3 protein-coding genes are annotated in these 2,705 nt (G+C 36.5%); all 3 read right to left on the bottom strand.

Features of this window, described 5'->3' with window-relative positions:
- Window positions 1-743: CRISPR-associated endonuclease Cas1 (cas1, locus tag ACKPEB_RS14285; protein ID WP_408965596.1), on the bottom strand; the 743-nt coding region annotated here is incomplete at its 3' end.
- 286 nt (window positions 744-1,029) lie between these two features.
- A complete protein-coding gene (gene cas4 / locus ACKPEB_RS14280; RefSeq protein ID WP_408965595.1) occupies window positions 1,030-1,641 on the bottom strand; it encodes a CRISPR-associated protein Cas4 in 612 nt (203 codons plus the stop codon).
- A 47-nt stretch (window positions 1,642-1,688) separates the two neighbouring features.
- Window positions 1,689-2,510, bottom strand: a complete 822-nt coding sequence (gene cas6 / locus ACKPEB_RS14275; protein WP_408965594.1) for a CRISPR-associated endoribonuclease Cas6 — start codon at window positions 2,508-2,510, stop codon at window positions 1,689-1,691.
- Window positions 2,511-2,705: the final 195 nt, after the last annotated feature.

The raw sequence follows: 2,705 nt of genomic DNA, 5'->3' as shown, positions 1-2,705 counted from the left end.
GCTAAACTCGGACGACCATAATGTTGAAAATGCAGATATCCCAAATAAGGATCAAACCCGACTAAATTAACCGCACTTTGCACATCATGACACAATAAAGAATAACCAAAACTCAATAAAGAATTAACCGGGTCAGTCGGTGGGCGACGGTTACGACTGTTAAAACTAAAGCCATCTCCACGAATTAATTGATCAAACGCTCCAAAATAAGCGGCACTTCCGGCTCCTTCTAAACCGCGTAAAGAGTTAATATTATTGGTATTAGAAATAGGAGCGATCGCATGATCCAAACGAGTCAAAGCCGTCTCAAAATTAAGTTCAGAATATTTTCGGGCTTGTCGCAATAACATCACTCGATAATTCTTTAATTTTCCCCGCACAAATCCCTGAACTAAATGTAACGCTTGTTCAGACTCTCCCGCCGCTTGCCATTGAGCTTTCCTAACAAAAATATTCTTGGTCATTTCGGGTTCTAATCGTCCTAAATAACGCCCCGTATTGGTTAAAAAGGTTAACGGAATATGACGTTCTAAAAGTTCCTGAACTACCGCAGGAGAAATCGTGGCACGTCCTAAAATTACAATTCCATCCACCTTAATTAACGGTACATCCAGAACAGTTTTCTTATCCGCTTTTACCGTTAACCGTTCATCAGTTTTACCAATAAACGCATCATCAACTGTAATATAAACCGTTCCCATTGTATTAACCTCAAAAACATTATAACAATTATGATCTGTCATTCTGAACGCAGCTTTAACTGTCATTCTGAACGTAGCGCCAGCGTAGTGAAGAATCTCTATTAAAAATTATGGATAATAAGTACCAGCACCCTTACGCTTACCCCCATGTTTAGCCTTTAGTGAAGAATCTCTATTAAAAATGATGGATAATAAGAGATGCTTCACTTCGTTCAGCATGACAACGCCACAAGCTTTCGGTATATGGTTCCCAATAATAATTTTGGGATAGTAAGAGATGCTTCACTTCGTTCAGCATGACAACTTTATTGCAAGCTGTTAATAGCTTTTATGCTGAATTCTGCAATTGTTCATCCTCCTGATACCGACTGACCTTTGCTGCAATTTTCGGTAAACAAGATTCATACAAACTGCAACCTTGACAGCGTTTTTGATAATTTGCTAAAGGTTGATGACCCGTTTCAAAAAGATTAAAAACCTGATCAATAATATTAATCACCTGTTCTCGTAATATTGAAGAAATTTCCACAAGTTGACGTTGATGAGATTGAGCATAATAAATATAACCCTTGGTGACAGTTTTGCCCGTCATTTCTTCTAAACATAACGCTTGCGCCACCACCTGCATTTCATCATTATCCCATTCGCCTTTCCGTCCCCGTTTATATTCTACGGGATAAAATTCTCCTGATTGTGATTCAATTAAATCCGATTTTCCAATTAATTTATAACGTTCAGATTTCAACCAAACCGCCCGAACTTGCCAAATTTCATCACGATTTTGTTCTCCAAAATTATGAACACGGTCGTGTAAACTTGTTCCTTCTATGGTATACTGATTATCAACAAATTCCCCTGCACAAAACATTCGCCAACAGCGATGGGGACAATAGGCAAAATGATTCAAAGACGAAATCGAAATATAATCAATGGTTTCCATAATCTTACCTAACCTTATTCAAGAAAAAAAGATAATTCAGCCAACTTTCAACTATTAGAAATTCTCCTGACCATTCCCATTCCCATCGGTGTTTTTCGTCCCACACCGCTATACAAAGCAAAATCCGCTAAGGTATTAATTTGTTTAATAACCATTGGGTCTACATCTCCCAAAATTCTAAAATTCATTATTCCCACACAGCCAATAAATTTACTGCGAGAATCTGCTAAAATCTCGGTTCTAATATTGAAGAAACTGGGAAAAATAGGTTCAATTAAAGTGTCTTCAAATAAAATCCCGCTATATTGATTCCAACGCCTTAATAACGACCCAAACACACTATCTCGCGTGGGTAAAGCCGAATCAAAATTACTTTGACGAAAGGCTGTAGGAGTACAGAATATTAATTCTATTTGTCGGTTTTCATCAGATGCTTGTTCATACAATTGACGATAGGATGAAAAATTAGCCCAAGGTTGAGTTAATTGAGGTGTGCCTAAAATACTGGTAATTTGTAAATCAGCAGGGCCTAAATGCCAAGGTGTTTTAGGATTAAGATTTAACCATAAACCACTCAAATGACTAAACAAATTATCATCCAATAAAGAAATTCTTAACCAGCAAGGAGTTTCACTTGAAATCGGTTTCTTATGTTGCCATTGCAGAACATTCTGATGAATTGTTTTGCTGATTTGTAACGGACTTAAGGTAAACGCTTTATCCGTTTTTTGTTCATGTAAATAATTCCCTAATTCGGGGTCAACGGAACTGACTAATGTTAGAAATAACGCATGAAAATGTCGTCCTGTTAAATAGTTTAAGGGAATAGAAGAAAGGGGCAAAAGATTGAGAACAAGACTATGGGGCATAATTTTACGATGAGTGTATAGAATGTTAGTGTGATATTCGAGAAAATTGTTAATATTTTATCTCTGTTAATAGAGATTTTTTGTAATTAATAATAGCTTTACCTTGCTGATTTTTATCATGATGCTTACAAAGTAGTTTTTCATCAAAACCTTTCGATTTTAGCTTGATAAAAACCCCAGGCAATTCAACAAAGC

This window comes from Planktothrix sp. (assembly GCF_046067725.1).
Taxonomy (GTDB): domain Bacteria; phylum Cyanobacteriota; class Cyanobacteriia; order Cyanobacteriales; family Microcoleaceae; genus Planktothrix.
The sequence above is the reverse complement of the archived record's forward strand: the minus strand, read 5'-3'. Positions and strand labels throughout refer to the sequence as shown.